This window comes from Lentilitoribacter sp. Alg239-R112 (assembly GCF_900537175.1).
Classification (GTDB): Bacteria; Pseudomonadota; Alphaproteobacteria; order Rhizobiales; family Rhizobiaceae; genus Lentilitoribacter.
This window is the reverse complement of record NZ_LS999835.1, coordinates 68,810-88,024: the sequence shown is the minus strand read 5'-3', so window position 1 is coordinate 88,024 and position 19,215 is coordinate 68,810. Positions and strand designations below refer to the sequence as shown.

Annotated in this window: 18 protein-coding genes and 1 pseudogene; 8 read left to right on the top strand and 11 right to left on the bottom strand. The window is 48.6% G+C overall.

What is annotated here, in order from left to right; all coding sequences use genetic code 11:
- Positions 1–948 (bottom strand): 2-hydroxyacid dehydrogenase, encoded by a 948-nt coding sequence (locus G3W54_RS17280; protein ID WP_162654556.1) that lies wholly within the window; start codon positions 946–948, stop codon positions 1–3.
- A gap of 100 nt (positions 949–1,048) precedes the next feature.
- Between G3W54_RS17280 and G3W54_RS17275 the strand changes: the two genes are divergently transcribed.
- The 5 genes from G3W54_RS17275 to G3W54_RS17255 all read left to right on the top strand — a co-directional run bounded on the left by G3W54_RS17275 (position 1,049) and on the right by G3W54_RS17255 (position 5,783).
- On the top strand, positions 1,049–1,816 hold the full coding sequence (locus tag G3W54_RS17275; RefSeq protein ID WP_162654555.1) for an SDR family oxidoreductase: 768 nt from the start codon (positions 1,049–1,051) through the stop codon (positions 1,814–1,816).
- A gap of 10 nt (positions 1,817–1,826) precedes the next feature.
- Entirely contained in the window at positions 1,827–2,354 is a 528-nt protein-coding gene (locus G3W54_RS17270; RefSeq protein WP_244627979.1) for a gluconokinase, GntK/IdnK-type, read from the top strand.
- Entirely contained in the window at positions 2,355–3,242 is an 888-nt protein-coding gene (locus G3W54_RS17265; RefSeq protein WP_162654554.1) for an NAD(P)-dependent oxidoreductase, read from the top strand.
- 61 nt (positions 3,243–3,303) lie between these two features.
- Entirely contained in the window at positions 3,304–4,320 is a 1,017-nt protein-coding gene (locus G3W54_RS17260; protein WP_244627978.1) for a LacI family DNA-binding transcriptional regulator, read from the top strand.
- 221 nt (positions 4,321–4,541) lie between these two features.
- Positions 4,542–5,783: an FAD-binding oxidoreductase gene (locus tag G3W54_RS17255; RefSeq protein WP_162654553.1), complete on the top strand. Its 1,242-nt coding sequence runs from the start codon at positions 4,542–4,544 to the stop codon at positions 5,781–5,783.
- 104 nt (positions 5,784–5,887) lie between these two features.
- Here the strand turns inward: G3W54_RS17255 and G3W54_RS17250 are convergent, their stop codons facing one another.
- Positions 5,888–6,631: an SDR family oxidoreductase gene (locus G3W54_RS17250; RefSeq protein WP_162654552.1), complete on the bottom strand. Its 744-nt coding sequence runs from the start codon at positions 6,629–6,631 to the stop codon at positions 5,888–5,890.
- A gap of 385 nt (positions 6,632–7,016) precedes the next feature.
- Here G3W54_RS17250 and G3W54_RS17245 point away from each other — a divergent pair, with 385 nt between their 5' ends.
- A complete protein-coding gene (locus G3W54_RS17245; RefSeq protein WP_162654551.1) occupies positions 7,017–7,232 on the top strand; it encodes a ParD-like family protein in 216 nt (71 codons plus the stop codon).
- A gap of 234 nt (positions 7,233–7,466) precedes the next feature.
- Here G3W54_RS17245 and ugpC read toward each other — a convergent pair whose 3' ends face one another.
- From ugpC to G3W54_RS17220, 5 genes are all read right to left on the bottom strand, one after another.
- Positions 7,467–8,660 carry a sn-glycerol-3-phosphate ABC transporter ATP-binding protein UgpC gene (gene ugpC, locus G3W54_RS17240; RefSeq protein ID WP_162654550.1) on the bottom strand — a complete coding sequence of 398 codons (1,194 nt, stop codon included), beginning with the start codon at positions 8,658–8,660 and terminating at the stop codon, positions 7,467–7,469.
- A 9-nt stretch (positions 8,661–8,669) separates the two neighbouring features.
- Positions 8,670–9,704: a Gfo/Idh/MocA family oxidoreductase gene (locus G3W54_RS17235; RefSeq protein WP_162654549.1), complete on the bottom strand. Its 1,035-nt coding sequence runs from the start codon at positions 9,702–9,704 to the stop codon at positions 8,670–8,672.
- Between the two features lies 1 nt (position 9,705).
- The gene (locus G3W54_RS17230; RefSeq protein WP_162654548.1) at positions 9,706–10,539 is read right to left on the bottom strand and encodes a carbohydrate ABC transporter permease; all 834 of its coding nucleotides are present in this window, start codon (positions 10,537–10,539) and stop codon (positions 9,706–9,708) included.
- Between the two features lies 1 nt (position 10,540).
- Entirely contained in the window at positions 10,541–11,464 is a 924-nt protein-coding gene (locus tag G3W54_RS17225; protein ID WP_162654547.1) for a sugar ABC transporter permease, read from the bottom strand.
- Between the two features lie 110 nt (positions 11,465–11,574).
- Positions 11,575–13,005: a sugar ABC transporter substrate-binding protein gene (locus G3W54_RS17220; RefSeq protein WP_162654546.1), complete on the bottom strand. Its 1,431-nt coding sequence runs from the start codon at positions 13,003–13,005 to the stop codon at positions 11,575–11,577.
- A gap of 165 nt (positions 13,006–13,170) precedes the next feature.
- Here G3W54_RS17220 and G3W54_RS17215 point away from each other — a divergent pair, with 165 nt between their 5' ends.
- Positions 13,171–14,433, top strand: a complete 1,263-nt coding sequence (locus tag G3W54_RS17215; protein ID WP_162654545.1) for an ROK family transcriptional regulator — start codon at positions 13,171–13,173, stop codon at positions 14,431–14,433.
- Between the two features lie 101 nt (positions 14,434–14,534).
- Positions 14,535–15,242: pseudogene (locus G3W54_RS17210) on the top strand (IS6 family transposase).
- 145 nt (positions 15,243–15,387) lie between these two features.
- On the opposite strand, the gene G3W54_RS17205 reads toward G3W54_RS17210, so the two are convergent.
- From G3W54_RS17205 to G3W54_RS17190, 4 genes are read right to left on the bottom strand one after another with little or no spacing between them, the layout of a single operon-like run.
- The gene (locus G3W54_RS17205; RefSeq protein WP_162654544.1) at positions 15,388–16,362 is read right to left on the bottom strand and encodes an oligopeptide/dipeptide ABC transporter ATP-binding protein; all 975 of its coding nucleotides are present in this window, start codon (positions 16,360–16,362) and stop codon (positions 15,388–15,390) included.
- Positions 16,359–17,345 carry an ABC transporter ATP-binding protein gene (locus tag G3W54_RS17200; protein ID WP_162654543.1) on the bottom strand — a complete coding sequence of 329 codons (987 nt, stop codon included), beginning with the start codon at positions 17,343–17,345 and terminating at the stop codon, positions 16,359–16,361. Before G3W54_RS17200 ends, G3W54_RS17205 begins: the two co-directional genes overlap by 4 nt.
- Positions 17,342–18,214: an ABC transporter permease gene (locus tag G3W54_RS17195; RefSeq protein WP_162654542.1), complete on the bottom strand. Its 873-nt coding sequence runs from the start codon at positions 18,212–18,214 to the stop codon at positions 17,342–17,344. The genes G3W54_RS17200 and G3W54_RS17195 overlap by 4 nt, the downstream gene beginning before the upstream one ends.
- Positions 18,211–19,188 (bottom strand): ABC transporter permease, encoded by a 978-nt coding sequence (locus G3W54_RS17190; RefSeq protein WP_162654541.1) that lies wholly within the window; start codon positions 19,186–19,188, stop codon positions 18,211–18,213. Before G3W54_RS17190 ends, G3W54_RS17195 begins: the two co-directional genes overlap by 4 nt.
- Positions 19,189–19,215 lie beyond the last annotated feature (27 nt).

The following is a 19,215-nucleotide window of genomic DNA, read 5'->3' as shown; positions in this document are numbered from 1 at the left end:
TTATGTAACCGGAGATAGTAGTGGTTTACCATCAAATTGAGCTATGAGATTTGCAAGAACAAGGTCACCCATTGCCTCGCGTGTTTCGACTGTACCAGAGCCATGGTGGGGTTGTAATAACACATTATCAAGCTCAAGAAATCGTGGGTTGAGATGAGGTTCACCTTCAAACACATCAAGCGCGGCTGACCCGACAGTGCCCGCCTCTAGCGCGTCCAAAAGTGCAGTTTCATCTATATTTGCAGCACGAGAAACATTGATTACCATCCCATCCGGTCCAAGCGCATTGAGCACGTCTTTGTTGATAATGTGTTTTGTTTCTGCCGAGGCTGAGAGCGACACAAAGAGAATGTCGCTGTTCTTTGCTAATTCTATGGTGTTAGCGATAAACGGCCAATCTTCTTTAAGATTATGCGGTGCACGGGCGCTGTAGGAAATATCCATGTCAAAACCGGTAAGCCGACGCGCGATCTCATAACCAATTCGCCCCAGACCTAGAATGCCGACACGTTTTCCATGAACACGCCGGGTAAGAGGGAGCATGCCTTTGCGCGCCCATTCTCCCGATTTTACGAAGGTTTCGGCACCTGCAACGTTTCGGCCAAGAGCTAACATCATTGCGACGGCTAGATCCGCCACATCCTTTGTCAGAACATCCGGTGTGTTCGTTACATGGATATTCTTTTCTTTTGCCGCCTCAATATCAACGGCATCAAAACCAACACCGTAAACGCTGATAATCTCCAGATTTGGAAATGAATGGATTAATTCACGATCCGCGCCGAGGTCACCACGTGTCGCGATCGCTTTAATTGATGAGCTATGCATTTTTATAAAATTTTCTTTGTCATCAACCTCAAAATATCGATGAACATGGAAGTGTTCTCGCAGCATTTTTTCATCTCGCTCCGAATAAGGGCCGATTTGGAGAATTTCAACTTTTGCCATTCAATGTTCCGATATTGCTTGTAATTGTTATCGATAACATATAGACGTGGAGCTAAACACTGTCCAGTAAAATTTGCCAACAGAATTCGAAAGTTAAACGATGACACAGAACTTATTTGACCTTAATGGAAAAACTGCATTGATCACAGGCTCATCTCAAGGGATTGGATACGCGCTTGCAAAAGGTTTGGCGGCATCAGGTGCCAAGATCATTTTAAATGGTCGAGATGTCGAAAAACTAAAAAATGCCGCTGATCAACTAAGGTCTGAGGGTATTAATGTTACTGAACTGGCTTTTGATGCAACAGATCATGACGGCGTGCGAGACGCAGTCGATGGATTTGAAAAAGAACACGGAGCCATTGATATTTTGGTCAATAATGCCGGTATGCAATTCAGAACTGCACTGGAAGATTACCCCACAGATATGTTCCAAAAATTACTGACTACAAATGTCGCTTCTGTGTTCAGTGTTGGGCAAGCAGTTGCGCGTCATATGATAGGGCGTAAGGCTGGAAAGATCATCAATATTGCATCAGTCCAAACCATGCTCGCTCGGCCTGGTATTGCTCCTTATACCGCCACAAAGGGTGCCGTTGGAAACTTAACAAAAGGCATGGCAACAGACTGGGCGAAATATGGTCTGCAGTGCAATGCGATTGCTCCAGGTTATTTTGATACACCGCTAAATGCAGCATTAGTGGTTGACCCTGAATTCAGTGCCTGGCTTGAAAAGCGAACACCTGCGGGTAGGTGGGGAAATGTAGATGAGCTTGTTGGCGCTTGCGTTTTCCTAAGTTCTGCCGCATCCAGCTTTGTAAATGGCCATACGCTTTACGTGGATGGTGGAATCACGGCTAGCTTATAAGCATTTTTGTATGATTGAGATCAATAACAATAAACGTCTCTTTGTGGTTATGGGAGTTGCAGGTTGTGGCAAGTCCACGGTTGGAAATGCTCTTGTTGGCCAACTTGGAGGAACATATCTAGAAGGAGATGAGTTCCATCCTATGGTCAATATCAAGAAGATGAGCAATGGCGAACCGCTAACAGATGAAGATCGTTGGCCATGGCTAAAAATAATAGCTCAGGAAATGTCAAAAACAGAGGGTCTTGCTTTTACAGGATGCTCTGCTCTTAAGCGTTCATATAGAGATTTGTTGCGTCGGGAAGCTGGCGAAGGAATTACTTTTATTCATTTGTCTGGATCCAAAGAGGTCATTGCCGATCGTATGAAGAGGAGAGCAGGTCATTTTATGCCGACAGATCTACTGGATAGCCAGTTTGCAGCGCTTGAACCTTTATCAAAGGAAGAAACTTCTATTACTGTTGACATCTCCTTCTCACAGCAGCGGATTTTGGATCAAATTTTAAGTTTAATAACAGATCAGAACAAAGGCAATTAGATGGCATATAAAGTTGGATTAATCGGCGCTGGTGCTATGGGTGGAGCAATAGGAACTCGTCTTCTATCTGAAGATTGTGAGCTGTTTGTCTTTGATCTTGATAAAGAACGGGTAGCCGAACTTGTTGCCAAGGGTGCAATCTCGTCAAACTCAGCAGCTGACGCTGCACAAGCTTCAGAATTTGTAATTTTCAGTTTGAATGCGTCGAGAATTGTTGAAGTTGCTGCTTTTGGCAATGGCGGTGCAGTTGAAGGCGCAGGCCCTGAAACTTTGTTTATTGATATGTCCTCAATTGATCCCACTGAAACCCGCAGATTTGCTGAAAAGGCGGCAGAGCATAATATTGGATGGGTGGATGCACCTTTATCCGGCGGAGCACCAAAGGCCCTTATCGGTGAACTGACATTAATGCTGGGTGGAGAAGGTGGCCATGTCAAAAAGGCAATGGAATGCCTTAGGCTTCTTGCATCCAATATGTCTCATATGGGCCCAAGTGGCGCTGGCCAAACAACGAAGATTATCAATCAAGTGCTATGTGGACTTAATTTTGTTGCGGTGGCTGAGGCCACTCAATTGGCCCTGGATGCCGGCGTTGATGCGACTAAAATTCCGGCAGCCCTTGCAGGAGGTCGCGCAGATAGTGCCGTTTTGCAAGAATATATGCCGCGCTATGCTATTAAAGATTATGACCGTCAAGGTCGCCTGGCTAATATGGTCAAGGATTTAAATTTTGCCCAGAATTTGGCATTGGAAACAAATACATCTATGCCTGTGACAGCGGCATGTATGGAGGTTTATAAAATGTTGGTTGCGTCAGGACTGGGTGAAGAAGATTTGCCTGTTTTAATGGAATATTTCAAAGGGCCTGATAAGGCAAACTTTAAGTAAATGGAAATAGCTTGCAAAGAGGATCGGTCAAAGTTGGTTCAGGCGGGGTAGAGGAAAAGTTGTGAAGGATAAACCAAAACTAGCCACTATGGCGGATGTTGCAAAACTTGCTGGCGTTTCTAGCATGACTGTTTCGCGCGCCTTAAAGCCTGAAACGTCCGTTAGTAAAGCGACACGAGACAAAATTCAAAAAGCAGCTGACGACCTGGGCTATGTTCTTGATACAAGGGCCTCTGAATTTTCCTCAGGTCGCTCTGGTTTCGTTGCTGTTACGATACCATCGATAAACAATGGAAATTTTGCCGACACAGTAAAAGCGCTCTCTGACGTTTTAGCAAAAAATGACCTTCAGGTCTTGTTGGGTTACTCAAATTATCATGTGGATCGTGAAGAACAGCTTATCACTCAGCTTCTAAAAAAGCGCCCGGAAGCGATTATCGTAACGGGTGGTGTTCATACAGACAGATGCAGAAATTTACTTGAGAATTCGGGCATACCGGTCGTAGAAACTTGGGATATTCCTGAGAATCCAGTCGACCAGGTTGTGGGTTTTTCAAACGCATATGCTGCAGAATTGATGATCGAACATTTCATCAAGCAAGGTCATACAAAGATTGGTTTTATTGGTGGTGACAATTCTCGAGATAGCCGCGGACGTGATCGTTATGAAGGGTTTTGTAAAACGCTCGAAAAACACGGTTTAGATGGGAGCAGAATATCGTTTCAGGAACAGTCCCCATTTTCTATGGAACCGGGTGTTAACGGCTTAAAACATATTCTGAAGGAATGGCCCGATACTCAAGCGATTATGTGTGTTTCAGATCCAGTCGCATTTGGTGCGGTAACCGAATGTAAGAGACTTGATCTATCAGTACCTGATACTATAGCAATCGGAGGATTTGGTGCCTATGAGCTTGGTCTATTTTCAAACCCATCAATTACAACAATTGATGTTGGTGCTGCATTAATTGGACAGTTAGCTGCTGAAAAGATCGTTGATCTTCTGTCTGACAGCAGACGTGAGAGTAACAAGGTTGTTCAAACCAAACCGCGCCTAATTAAACGTCAAAGTGCCTAATAGTACGATTGTGGTTGTCAGTTTTTAGAAGTGCGCAGAGCGCGGCTTACTTACCCTAACCCACTATCACCTAAATATAGCTGTTTCAGGTTATAAAAGTTGTATATTGCTTGATCGGATCAGGCAGGATGGACAAATCGTATAAATCATCTAGATAGGTAAGATCCACTTGAGCGTTGGTGAATATGCTGAGGTTATCACTCTAAGTTGTGAGAGTTTAAATGAGTTCAAAAACCACTGTTGTCGTCGGCGCTGGAATTATCGGCGCATCGATTGCATATGAGCTGCAAAAACGTGGTCGAAATGTTGTGATGGTTGATGGCAATGCTCCAGGTCAGGGAGCATCGTTTGGAAATATGGCATCTGTTGCCGTGACTGAATTTATGCCATTGGCTCGCATGTCGACCTGGAGGCATATGCCTGGTTGGCTAATCGATCCGGAGGGACCGGTAAGTGTCAGCCCAAAATATTTCCCCCGCCTGATCCCTTGGTTCTCTCGTTTTATTCTTGCCAGCAATCCATCGACGGTTCAAAAGTTAGAGTGTGCGGGAGCCGAGCTTTGTCAAAGATCGCTGGCTGATACAAAGGAACTATTAGCTGAGATTGATGGCGGTGTGCGGGTATCAAAACAAGGCTGCTTGTCACTATATGCAAATGACCGTGAGTTTGCGGGGGACCGTGAACGTATTGAAATGCTTCATCGTCATGGGTTTGACTATGAGATAATTGAGCATAGAAAAATTCGTGATCTGGAGCCGGAAATATCCGATAAAATCACTAAAGCAGTTTTATTGCCAGACAACCGTACACTCACGGATCCATACCGAATGGTTGTTCAGCTTGTGGCAAGATTCAAGGCTCTTGGAGGTCAAGTACAACAATCAAAAGTTACTGGTTTTAAACGTGGAGCACGTATTTCCGGGGTGCATTTACAAGGTGGAACCATTTTAGAAGCTGATAATGTGGTGCTTTGTGCTGGTGCATTCACCGGCGGTCTCTCAAGGTTGTTAGGAGAGCCTATACCGCTGGAAACGGAACGCGGCTACCACACTCAGATCATGGCTCCGGACATCACAATCAAACATTCGATTATTTGGCCAGCCAAAGCATTTATGGTTAGTCCAACGGCGGGTGGCATTCGTGTCGGAGGTACTGTCGAATTGGCAGGTTTGAATGCAACACCTAACTACAAACGCGCTAAAATCACAGTTAAGCATGCTCGCAAAGCGTTGCCAAACCTGAAAATTCAGAACACTTCCGAGTGGATGGGTCATCGCCCGGCATTGCCGGACACCATTCCAGTCATGTCACCATCAGCCAAAACACCCGGTGTCTTCTACGCCACCGGTCATGGTCATCTTGGAATGACTTATGCAGCAACCACGGCAAAGTTGATGGGGCAGCTAATATGCGGTGAGCGTCCTGATATTGATCTTTCGCCCTATAGTGTGACCCGGTTTTAGATGTTTATTTTAAAACTGTAGAATGAGTTAGAAATCCATTGGCTACAATAAAAGCTTCACTTTCTTCCACATGTGCCACTTGGCAAGTGTTTTGATTACAGTATTCAACCGCGGCCTATAAATGGCATTGTCGTTGCCATAACAGTCATAAACTGAACATTTGCGTTAAGTGGAAGGTTAGCCATATGCAGAACAGAATCTGCGACGTGTTGAACGTCCATAACTGGTTCTGGTTTAATGGATAAGTCGGCTTGAGGCACGCCAGCACCCATCTTGGCTGTCATATCAGAAGCGGCATTACCAATGTCTATCTGGCCACAAGCGATGTTGTAAGGCCGACCATCTAATGAAATTGTCCGCGTTAATCCAGTGATAGCGTGTTTTGATGCTGTATAGGGAGAAGAACCTGGACGCGGCATTGATGCAGAGATAGAACCGTTATTAATAATACGGCCACCTTGCGGTATTTGTTTACGCATAAGATTAAATGCGCCGCGAGCCATTGTAAATGCACCTATAAGGTTGACGTTGATAACGGTTTTAAAGTCGGCAACAGGCACATCACCAATTGGCGCAGCGGGCACATTGTTACCAGCATTGTTAAACAACACATCCAGGCGGTTATGATTCTTTTCGATCTGAGCAAATAATGCATCAACATCTTCTTCTGACGTAACATCGCAGGCAATTGCAGAGCTTCTATCAGTTCCGATCATCTCACATGCTTCAATCAACGCCTGCTCTCTGCGGCCTGTTAATATGGTATGGTACCCACTCTGAGCCAATGTTCTGGCGCATGCAAAGCCGATACCTGAGCCACCACCAGTGATAAGTGCTATTCTTGTCATATTGTTTCTCCCATCCAATTAGGCATGCAAAACTTGCGTACCATATTGATAAGTCGTTTTTAATTTCGACGTCGTGTAGTTGGAATTATTATAGAATGTTATCGGTAACAAATATATAGAAAACTTGAAAAAATGGTGAGAAAACACGGACAATTGGATTTGTCAATTATGAGTTTAGCCAGAAAACAGCAACGTTGAACAGTAATGAAGATAGCGATCTTTAAATAGTCCAGGATGGCTTAATTCTCAGAGTTTCATCTTTGAATTACAAACACCTATTCTCATTAAAATTAAGCCCGCCATTGGCGCGCAACTTGAAATAGTTAGTTAGATAGAATAACGAAACATATACGATTTATACATAAATCATAACCAGGAGATATTTGTGGGTATCGTTAAAATTGATGATGAACTACACGAGGGCATTCGACAAGCCAGCACAGTCATGTGCAGGTCTATCAACGCGCAGGCAGAATTTTGGATGAAAATTGGCATGTTAGCTGAAGCCAACCCAACTTTATCTTTCAATGATATTATAAAGATGCAGTTGGATGCTGTGCAAGCGAGTCATGCTGATGTAAAGGTTGCCTATAATGGTTAAAACTCCAGATGAGTTGGCTTTATTGGGTAGTGTCGCAAAGTTTTATTGGTGTAGAATAATTTTCTATATTGCTGAATACGGACGATGATAAAGAGACTGATTTTAGACGTTTTGATGGAATTTGAACGATTTACTATCCTTTTGACGGATGCGAAGTGCAAATTTTGGAATAATATTCTCCATTTTTACATCAATAAAAAACTTTGCGACAGTACCTGTGTCTGCGCTCCGAATTTAACAAATACGCGCAGTTGTGGTTTCATTAAAGAAATGTAAACGTGGCAAATCTACGAAGAGTTTTAATGAGCTGCTGCCCGCAGGCAAATCTTCGGTATTGACTCGTGCCGTAAATCGCGCCCCGCTGGAACCTGCGCTTTCGCCATCGTTCAGAACTTCCATCAGTTCTTTACCCACCTGTGGTGTAGGGAGATCAAAATGCAGGAAGGCGTCAGGACCAACTAATTCGGAAACCGAGACATCCACCTTAAGTGACTGAGCAGACGCATCATCACGCACGGGCAACACATCGAAAAACTCGGGCCGTATGCCAACTACAACAGCGCTTCCTGTGTATCCTACCAATGCATCAAATGTTGGAGTGTTTTCGCGGGTCAACGAGAGGTTCAATCCCGTTCCGGGAATGTCTGCGGATAGGCCGTCAGCCGTTTCCTTGATATCAGCGTAGAAAAAGTTCATGGCCGGTGAACCGATGAAGCCCGCCACAAACATGTTGCATGGTTTATGGTAAAGCGTTTGCGGGTTGTCACATTGCTCCAGATTGCTGCCATCACCCCCGTTGTGAGGTGACAGCACAGCAACTCTATCCCCCAAAGTCATGGCTTCGACCTGGTCGTGGGTCACATAGATAGTCGTCACACCCAACCGTTCGCGCAAAAGCTTGAGCTCGGCACGCATTTGCACTCGAAGCTTGGCATCGAGGTTCGAGAGCGGCTCGTCCATAAGGTAGATGGCAGGATTGCGCACAATTGCACGCCCCATAGCAACACGCTGTCGTTGCCCACCGGACAAAGCTCCCGGTTTGCGAGCCATCAGCGGCTCAAGGTCTAGAATTCGAGCCGCATCCATAACGGTCGATTGGATCTGATCCTTTGGCACCTTTCGCTGCTGAAGGCCGAAGGCCATATTCTCGTAAACGGTCATATGGGGGTAAAGCGCGTAGCTTTGAAACACCATCGCTACGTCACGATCCCTAGGATCGACATTGCTGACGTCACGATCTCCCAGAAAGACTTGCCCCTCAGTGAGTTCCTCAAGCCCGGCAACCATCCGCAGTAAAGTAGACTTACCGCATCCAGATGGACCGACAAGAACTAGAAACTCGCCATCGGTGACGTCAATTGAGACATCCGATATCGCGCGAATTTCGCCGTATTTCTTACCGACGGATTTAATCGTGAGTGATGACATTTGTGCCCCTTAATATGTGATATCGATAGATTTGCCCGTCTGAGCGCTGGTTTCAATTGCAGCAATAACACGGGTGACCCGCAGCCCATCCTCGATGTCTGCAAGCAACGGTGCATTACTTAGTACAGCGTCGACGAAACGAGCGATGGATTCCATTACAAACCCACCGATCCGACCCAGTCCCACCGGAGTCACTCCGAACATGTCGCGGTATTTCAGACCGCTGCCCGTCATCTCACTATACGCGCCACTGTGCGAGGGGTTGAGCAGGATCTGACCATTTTCCCCTACAAGTTCGATGGCTAAATCGAAGATCTGAGGATTGTCCGGTGACAGGACCCAGCTATTTTCAATCGTTACAATTGTGCCTTTGGAAAATTCTAACATAGACAGATGAACATCAGCTGTGTCCACGCCTTTCGCGCTCAGATGACCATCGGCACGCATTGAAAAGACCCGCACCACATCATCTCCAAGGATAAAGCGCAGCGCGTCAATCAGGTGCGATCCAAGGAACCACAATGCTGAAGATTTGTTGGCCCATGCCAGCATCTCCAATGGCACAAAAGTCGTGTTCGACAGCCGGCCCGAAGCGTGAATTGTCTTACCGATGCTGCCTTTAGCGATTTCGTCCTTAGCCGTAGCAATTGCCGGATTTACACGATTGTGGAAGTCCACCATCAGCTTGCAATCGCTTGCTGCCGCCGCTTTACGAATGACTTCGCCTTCTTCGACGGTCGTGGCCAGAGGCTTCTCGCTAAGCACATGTTTGCCTGCTGCTAATGCATCGACGATCAGCGGCGTATGAGTGAAGTCGGGGGTGGCGATACTGACGGCATCAAGACCTGGCAAGTCAAGCAGCGCCTTGTGATCGGTAAAAACATGCGCCGCACCATGCGATTTGGCCATCGCCGAAGCACGAGCCTCATCGAGATCGCAGATCGCCATGAGGTTGGTATTGGGCAAGGTGTGGAACACATGGGAGTGCTGTCCGCCCCAAATGCCCGAGCCGATGACGGCAACGTTAAGTGGTTCTTGTGTCATGTTATCCTTTCAGGGCACCGAAGGTCAGCCCGCGTACCACGTATTTATCAAAGATTAGAAAGATGATCATCGGGGGCAGCATTGCGACGACAGCGGCCGCGGCAATGTAGCTCCAGGTCACACCAGTATTGGCGAAATATCCCAAAGTTCCAATGGGCAGAGTGGCTGTCGACTGCGAGGATAGGACCAACGGGAAGGCCGCATTGTTCCATGCAAAGACGAAGGCGAACATCGAAGTCACGATCAGACCTGGGCGCACAAGCGGTAGTATGATCTTCCACAGGATGGTGGCATAGCTCGCACCGTCCACTCGTGCCGCCTCTTCAATCTCAACGGGCACGTCATCGATGAAACTTTTCATCAACCAGATTGAAAACGGAATCGTCAACGTCTGAAGGACTAACACCATTGATAGGTAGGTTCCGGATAGGCCAATCTTGGTCATCAGAATGAAATAGGGGATCAGGAATGCCACTGGTGGCGCCATCAAAAGCCCAAGATACCAAAGCATGATAAATTTCTTGCGTTTTATCTTGAAACGGCTGAGCGAGTAGGCCGCAGGAACCGAAAATGGCAGGTTTAAGAGCACCGCGCCCAACGCAACCACTAGACTGTTGACAGCTTGCGGAGCATTTTCTCCCGGATCCAACATTGTATATTTGAATGCATCCAGTATGGGTGTGAAGGTGAACTGCGGCGGCATGGCAAAGGCCGTCGAAGGCGGTCGGATCGCCAGCATAAAGAACCAGACAATCGGCCCAATGAAGAACAGTAATACTAGCGCCAGCACTGCATAGAGCAGTATGGTGTTAAGAGGGGTTCTCGATACGGTCATCTCACCACTCCCAATTTTTGAAGGCGAAGAAGGCATAAAGGCCGACAATGGCATTCACGATAATTACGATGAGCCAAGTTGTGGCGCTTGCCATGCCAATGTTAAACTCAACCAGACCTTGTTGATAGAGAGTGTAACCCAGTGTTCTGGACGACGTGCCGGGTCCGCCTTTGGTCAGGATAAGGACAAGGTCGAAAGTATTAAATAGTTGCATAAATCTAAGAAGCAGAACGATTACTGCAGTCTTCATGATCAGCGGCAGCTTGATGCGCCAGAGAATAGTCAGTGCAGTTGCACCATCGAGCCGCGCTGCCTCCAATAGGCTAGGCGAGACCGACAACAGCCCAGCATATAACGTGATTGCGAAGAACGGCGTCCATTGCCAAACGTCCGCGAACAGGATGGCCGCAAGTGCGGTGGAGGGATCACCTAGGATACCCGCCCCTGGTGCGCCGGGGCCGATTGTGTCCGTCAGCCACGTGCCTAAACCGCCCGATGGATCGTACATATAACGAAAGAGAAACCCGACCACGACAGGTGCAATGGTCGTGGGCATGATCAAGATCGCTCGACTCAAACTCATGCCCGGCAGCTTGTTAGCCAGCAAAAGCGCAATTGCCAGACCAAGACTAAACTCGATAGCGGTTCCTGATACCGTCAACAAAAGAGTGTTCCAAAGTGAGGGTAGAAATTCAGGACCCGACAGTACCAACTCATAATTGGCAAGGCCCACAAACATCACAGGATCGGGACTGGTTTGCAGGTTCCAGAAATAAAAGCTGTTCTTGAGCGCAAAGACCAGCGGATAGGCAATCAATGCGATCAACAGAATGATCGAAGGCGCGATCAGCAGGATCGGCAAGTAGGTTTTAAGCAGACTTTTCGACCTGCTTGGGCCGCGCGCGGCCATAGACATATCTGTCATGACGTTTTCCTTCGCCCGTTCAAGCCAGTTTCGGTCAGCGACTGGTCAAAGCGCTGCCGTCCTCGTTCAGCGGGAGAGATGAACAAGGACGGTGGTTTGCGGAGGATAGTCTAGGACAGCGAGGCGATCAAAGCCTTTGTGCTGTCGATGGTATCGTTGAAGGAAGGCAACGCGTAAGGCGTCAGGAAGTTACCCTTCAGCGTGTTGGTAAACAACTTATCGGTCTGTGCCATAGCCTCTTCAGCTGTACTTTGACCAATTAGAACCTTATTCAACTCCAGCCCCAGAATGCCTTCAAGGGTCGTGTAGATCGGTGCTGGTGGCCGAGCGAGCTTGCCGTCGCCTCCATTTAGCATATCGCGTGCTTGGCCAAGGAACGGATAGACCGCCAATAGGTCACTGTCAGTGAACAGCGATTCGCGGCTGAAGTCAGAGAACATGTGGCCGTATTTTCCATCAAGCCCCATCTGCTTCTGGGTAGCTGAGGACGTAGCCCATTTCATGAATTCCCAAGCTTCGTCTGGTTTGTCGCTTGTGGACGGCATGCCGAGGCTCCAACCACCAAGGCTAACCGTTGAAGGCTTATCGCCATCGGTCGGGCACGGAACAATACCGAAATCGCCCTTAACAGCAGAAGGTTCGTTGGTCATATAACCGGAGTTATTAATCAGCGTGAAATAGGCTGACCACCAATAGAACATTCCGATGTCACCTTGGCTAAACCGCGTACCAGCATCAAACCAAGTGTAGTTGATCGCCTCTTCCGGGCTTAACTCGTACAGCGCCTTGTATTGTTCAACTGCACGGATCATATCGGCATTGTTCATGCGAGGGGTAAAGTCCCATTCATCCGCACTCGGGAAGTTTTCGAACCAGCGGGCGCCAAAGCTTGCGGAAAGCTGGCTGAACATGTGAACGATTGGTACTGGCTGAGCACCGCAGACAACTGTGCCGAATTGGCCATCAGCCTCGTTCAGCTTGCGTGCGATCTCATTATATTCATCCCAAGTCCAGTTGGCATTAGGTGCATCCAGACCAGCCTTTTCAAAGGACGAGTTTCGATACATCACGCCCTGACTGTAGGCTGCCACGGGCACAGTTGCGAGCTGGCCGCGCCAAGTGTTCAGCGAATGCAGAACCTCCGGGACGAAGTCGTTGATGTCAAATCCGCTGTCACCTTTCGCGAATTTATCCAACGGCCGGATCCAGCCGTTATCCATATATTGACCAGCCCACATTTGGTCGACGTTGATCACGTCAGCATCAGCGGTCTTTGACACAAATGAAGAAACAAGTCGCGCTTGCAGCGCATCATAGCCGAGGCCCTCGAATTCAACTTTGATGCCAGTCGCTGCTTCAAATTCAGGAAGTAGATCGCGCAACGAAAATTGGAAAGGATCGCCAACGGTCAGAACTCGCACCGAGCGAGATTGGCTGATGGCTGGTGTTGCAAGGGCACCGGAAAGCGCGGCGCCAGCGCCGACAGTAGCCGAGCTTTGCAGGAAGGACCTGCGTGTCAATTTACCATTCTTGAATATCATGTCTTCTCCTCCTAGTGCGCGCGCCAGATATTGGTTACGCGGTCTATAAGTACGAGATACGTACAAATTAATTTTATATTTGTTCGCACAAATTAATACTTCTGTCAATCTCCTATTTGGTGTAGGGTTGATCAAACCAAGAATGGCGATGAAAGGCTGATAAAAGTGAGAGAAAACAAATTATTAGATGGAATGGCCCTAGCAGATTTAGGCCGAGATCGCCTATCAACAAGCGCTTTCAAGAACGGCCAAACCGATTCGTTTTCAATTTTTTCATCAAACCAAATTGGTAAATCGAACCGCCGACGTGTCATCCAGATGCTGTTTGATCTTGGCCCAACGAGCCGCGCCGAACTCGCAAGATTGACCGATACCAAGCGCACGACAATCAGCGGAATTGTACAGCCATTGATCGAAAGCGGTCTCCTGATCGAAGTCGAGCCATCTAAAGATCGCGGTGTCGGGAAACCGGCGCGTCCACTTTGGTTTTCCAGTACAGCGGCTTGCGTGTGTTCTGTTGTGTTGATGCCTGAGAAAATCGAATTTGCGCTTATTACAATAACTGGCGAGGTTTCTGCGTATCACTTTGAAGAGGTAACGCCCGAGCGGCGGAACAAGGATGAAATCTCCAAAATTCTCCTAAATGGAATCCAAAATACGTTGTTGAATGCCAACAGTCGTGTTTTGGGAATAGGAGTTGCGGTTGGAGGCATGGTGGATCCAGATGAAGGGGTCATCATCGCGATGAACCTTGCTCCTTCGATGGCAGGATTCGAAATCAAGCGGGAATTAAACGACAAGTTTGGAATCGAGGTAGTGATTGATCACCACCCACGTGCGATATTAGTAGGAGAACGCTGGTTCGGAGTGGGTAGGGGGCTTAATAAGTTTGCAGTGATTTATGCCGGTAACGTTTTGGGTTGTGCGATGTATCAAGATGGTGCACCGTTTCGAGGTCCACAAGGTTCTGGAGGTGAACTGGGGCACACCATCGTTGATGTGGATGGAGAAGAGTGCACATGTGGGCGCCGCGGTTGTTGGGAGACAATCGCTACCTTGTCGTGGCTCCGTTCTCGTGCATGCACTCTTGGCCTGCCAGACTGGGAAAATCTAGATACGGAAAAACTGGTCGCTGCAAGTGAACACGATGATAAAGCACATGAATTGTTGCGTGAATATGCACATAATTTAGCAATCGGGATATCAAACCTACAAACCCTCATGATGCCAGACACATTCATTATTTACGGCGATGCTCGCCGGGGTCGTCTAAAAATGGAAAACCTGCTGAAAGAGAGTGTATACGCTATCTCTGGTTCTCAGGCTGGGTCAGACGTCACTGTCCTCACTGGACGAGACGAACAGCAAATCACTATGCGAGGGGCTGCCGCGCTGATCGTTAGTCGGCAACTTGAAGTCAACTATTAAGAAACAAAGATTATTGAAGGTAGTGTCGCAAAGTTTACGATCAGTTCATTTTGATTTTGTAATAGACCTTTAGTTCAGCATCTATTCAAATCGAGATTTCAATGATTAACTTTAATGGTAGCCACTACCCAAAAGGAGTTATCCTGTACGCAGTTTTCTTCTATGTCAGATACGCCGTTTCCTATCGTGACTTAGAAGAAATAATGGCGGAGCGAGGTGTAGAAGTTGACCACGCAACACTGAACAGATGGGTGGTTAAGTTTAGCCCATTGATTGCCTGTGAAGCTCAGCGGAGAAAGTCTGCAACCAACAATTCGTGGCGCATGGACGAAACCTACATCAAAGTGAAGGGCAAGTGGACTTACTATTATCGTGCTGTCGACAAGAATGGCAAAACCCTTGATTTCATGTTGTCTGAGCAACGGGACGCCAAAGCAGCTCGGCGTTTTTTCAAACAAGCCATTGATACTAACGATGTGCCAGACAAGGTGGTTATCGACAAGAGTGGGGCTAATTTGGCCGGGCTGTAATGGACCAATGTGATGTTGAAATTCTCGGACGAAAGTAAATTGATCAAAATTTTGCAGGTTAAATATTTGAATAATATGCAGGTTAAATATTTGAATAATATTATGGAGCAGGATCATCGTTCCATCAAGAAAATCACTCGCCCAACGATTGGCTTTAAATCTTTTCAGTCTGCTTCAGCAACGCTGCAAGGTATCGAGGTAGCGCACATGATCCGAAAACGTCAATTCGGTATAATTACCCAATCTGCATTCCAACAATTTGCTGCGCTCGCTGGATAATTGTGTCCACAAATAGGACTGATTTACCTCGCAACAAACATTGCGACACTACCATTTCAGGCACTGTAAAGTTAACCAAGTATCGATCAAAATGTGGGATCTTTCGGGATGTTGAGTATGTTGTCAGAGTCGCAAACGACCTAGATCAATTCGGCAGGTAACAGGCTGACAGATGCGCTCCAGCGTGATTTTCCAAGCGGGGCTGTTCGACCCGGCATGTGTCCATCACTTTTGGGCAGCGCGAGGCAAAGTTGCAGCCCTTGGGCAGATTGAGCGGGTCCGGCGCCTCGCCGGTGATGCTGGAAAGCACCTCGCGCTCACCCTTTAGCTTGGCGACTGACGGCACCGCCTCAAGTAGCGCCTGCGTATAAGGATGAGAGGGGTTCGAAAACACCTCCATGCGGCTTCCGCTTTCGACAATACGCCCCATGTACATGACGACAATATCGTCGCACATATGCTGGACCACTCCGAGGTCATGGCTGATGAATAAATAAGTCAGACCGAGGTCCCGCTGCAATCGGCGCAAAAGATTCAGAATCTGCGCCTGCACTGCAACATCCAACGCTGACACCGCCTCGTCACAGATGATAACATCCGGATTCGTTGCAAGCGCCCGGGCGATACCGATACGCTGCCGCTGACCACCCGAGAACTGGTGCGGGAACAGGTGCTTTTGTTCTGGCCGCAATCCTACCTGCTCAAACAATTCATCGACGCGGGCAGCGTGTTGGTGTTTTGGCAGGGTGCCAAGGCTCTCCATCGGCTCACGCACAATATCTTCCGCGCGCAGGCGTGGATTCAGGGATGAAAACGGATCCTGAAAAATCACTTGGATCTTGGCGCGCGCCCGGCGCAAAGCCTCGCCCTCAAGAGCCATGAAATCCTCGCCAGCGAGCGTAATTGAGCCGGACTTAGGTTTGACCAGTCGGGCAACTGTCAGGGCGGCAGTGGTCTTGCCCGAACCGCTTTCGCCGACGATCGCCAGGGTCTTGCCGCGTTTGATATCAAAGCTCATCTTATCGACAGCAGTCAGTGTGGCCTTACGACCGAACCGACGCTTGATCTGGAATTGAACTATCAGGTCCTTGACGGATAGGATCGGAGCATCTGTCTTCATGTTTCTACCTTCCAGCATGCCGAGCTGTGCAGATCTTCGCACAGGGTTTCGGGTGGACGTTTCGATCTGCAAAGCTCGTCGGATTGGGCACATCGACTGGCAAAGAGGCAAGAGTCCGAACCGAACTCAGTCAGAGCGGGCACGATGCCGGGAACTTCGGTCAGTTCAGGCCGATCCGCTGAAATCGGTTCAACCAAATGCGGGACGCAGGAAATCAGTCCCTGTGTATAGGGGTGACGTGGATTGGAGATCACGGTTTTCACTCTGCCCTCCTCAACCTTGCGTCCCGCATACATAACGACCATCCGGTCGGCCATATCGGCCACCGCCCCCATGTCGTGTGTGATCATGATCGTTGCTGTATTCATCTCTCGTGACAACTCGCGTAACAGGTCGAAGATCTGCGCCTGCACTGTGACGTCGAGCGCGGTGGTCGGCTCGTCGGCGATCAGGATTTTTGGCTCACAGGCAAGGGCAATGGCAATCATAACCCGTTGCCGTTGGCCGCCCGACATCTGATGCGGATAGTCGCGCGCTCGCGCCTTGGCGTTTGGGATACGCACTGCATCCAATAGCTCTACGGCGCGCGCCCAAGCTTCGGATTTTCCCATGTTTTTATGACAAAGCAACACCTCCGCGATCTGATCACCTACCGTATAGACTGGGTTTAGCGAAGTCATAGGCTCCTGAAATATCATGCTGATTTCGTTGCCACGGATATCGCGCAACCGGCTTTCGCTCATCTGCGCCATATCTTGGCCATGAAAAAGGATCCGGCCAGCCGCGATGCGAGAGATCTTTGCTGGCAATAGGCCCATGATCGCCAGCGCCGTCATTGATTTCCCGCAACCGCTTTCGCCTACAAAGCTGAGGGTTTCCCCCTCAGACAGTTCAATAGACAGGTCGTCAATAACCGGGGTGCCTTTGTCGCGTATGCCTAACTCGATACGCAGATTTTCAACCTTGAGAAGTGGTACACTCATCGCTGCCTCAATTTCGGGTTCAATGCGTCGTTCAGCCCATCACCGACAAGGCTGATCGCAAGCACAGTAATAAAGATTGCAACGCCAGGTACGGTGACCGCAAAGCTGGCATCAAGGATGTATTGCCGGTTCGAACCGATGATTTGCCCCCAACTTGCGACATTGGGGTCGGTCAGTCCCAGAAAGGACAGACCTGCTTCGAACAGGATGGCAGAGCCCACCATGAGGGCCGATTGCACAATAATGGGTGGCAACGCGTTGGGCAGTATCACCCGAAAGATCAATCGGCCGTTTCTGACTCCACCTGCATGGGCTGCCTTGACGTATTCCAGCTCGCGGATGCGAAGGAACTCGCCGCGTGTGATCCGGGCCACAGCCGGCCAGCTCACCAGTCCAATGGCAAGCGTGATCATTGGCAACGTTGCTCCAAAGAGCGCCACAATCACCATCGAGAACAACAAAGTGGGCAAAACCTGGAAGAATTCAGTGATCCGCATCAGCACTTCTTCGACCCAGCTGCGATAGAACCCCGCTAATGCACCAACTGTGATCCCGATGATTATGGTGACTACGGCGGCAGACAGTCCGATGGTCAGCGAAACTTTGGCGCCGTGGATCAACAGCGACATCAGGTCTCGACCCAGATAGTCGGTTCCCAACAGGTAACCTTCCTCACCTGGGCGGGTAAAAGGGGTCCAGACCATTTCGAACGGATCACCTGGATAGATAAGCGGACCCACAAGCGCGACCAGGCAAATTACAAACAGGACGACCAATCCGACCACTGCTGCATGATTGCGCAGGAACATCTCACTTGCTTCGGAATACGGCGAACGTGCTTTGACGACGGGATTATCTTGAATACTCATGTCTTACCCCTAACCCGCGGATCAATCATGCGTAACACAAGATCCGTAGTAATATTTCCGATGATGACGACCAATGCCGAGAAGAAGAGAATTCCAAGGATAGTCGGTGTATCGCGTGCCAATATCGAACTCAGCGCCAGTTGACCCAGGCCGGGCCAGGAGAATACCGATTCGACCAGAACCGCTCCCGAAATCACTCCCGAAAACTGTAGACCAGCCAACGTGACCACTGGTGGCAACGCGTTTTTCAAGGCATGCTTCATGACCACCTGACGCTCTGACAGCCCTTTGGCCCGCGCTGTGCGCACATAATCCGAGCCGAGCACCTCAAGCATCGAAGCCCGGCACAGGCGTGAGTAAAGCGCGATAAAGATTGATCCAAGAGCCAGCATCGGCAGCACCAGATGATGGAGCACATCCAACGTATGGATCAGGAAGTTGCCGCTCACCGTGACGTCCTGCATCCCAGCAACTGGAAACAACGGGATTTTTAACGAGAAGGCGATTAGCAGCAAAATACCAGTCCAGAACACGGGCGCTGCATATCCAAACAGCGAAATCAGCGTTACAAAATGGCTGAGGATACCGTTGGGGTTACGTGCGGACAACACACCGACAACCACACCGACAACCAGTGAAAACGTCTGGGCGCAGAGAACCAGAAGTAGTGTCGCCGGCAAACGTTCCAGGATCAGATCAATCACTGGACGATTGTAGAAATAGGAATGTCCAAGATCAAAGCTGAGCACCCGGCCTATATAGCTGGAGAGTTGAACAATAAACGGTTGGTCCAGCCCGTATTCGCTTCGGATCTGGGTCATAAGTTCTGCGTTGGCCCCGCCCATCGACGAGGCAATCGTATCCGCAACATCTCCCGGTGCGAGGTAGATCATTGAGAAATTCAGCACGAGAACTGCAAGCAATAGAATTGTCGCATAGGCTAAGCGTTCTAGGATTGTTATCAGGATTTGCATGATACCGTTCGAACCTCTGAGTTGGAA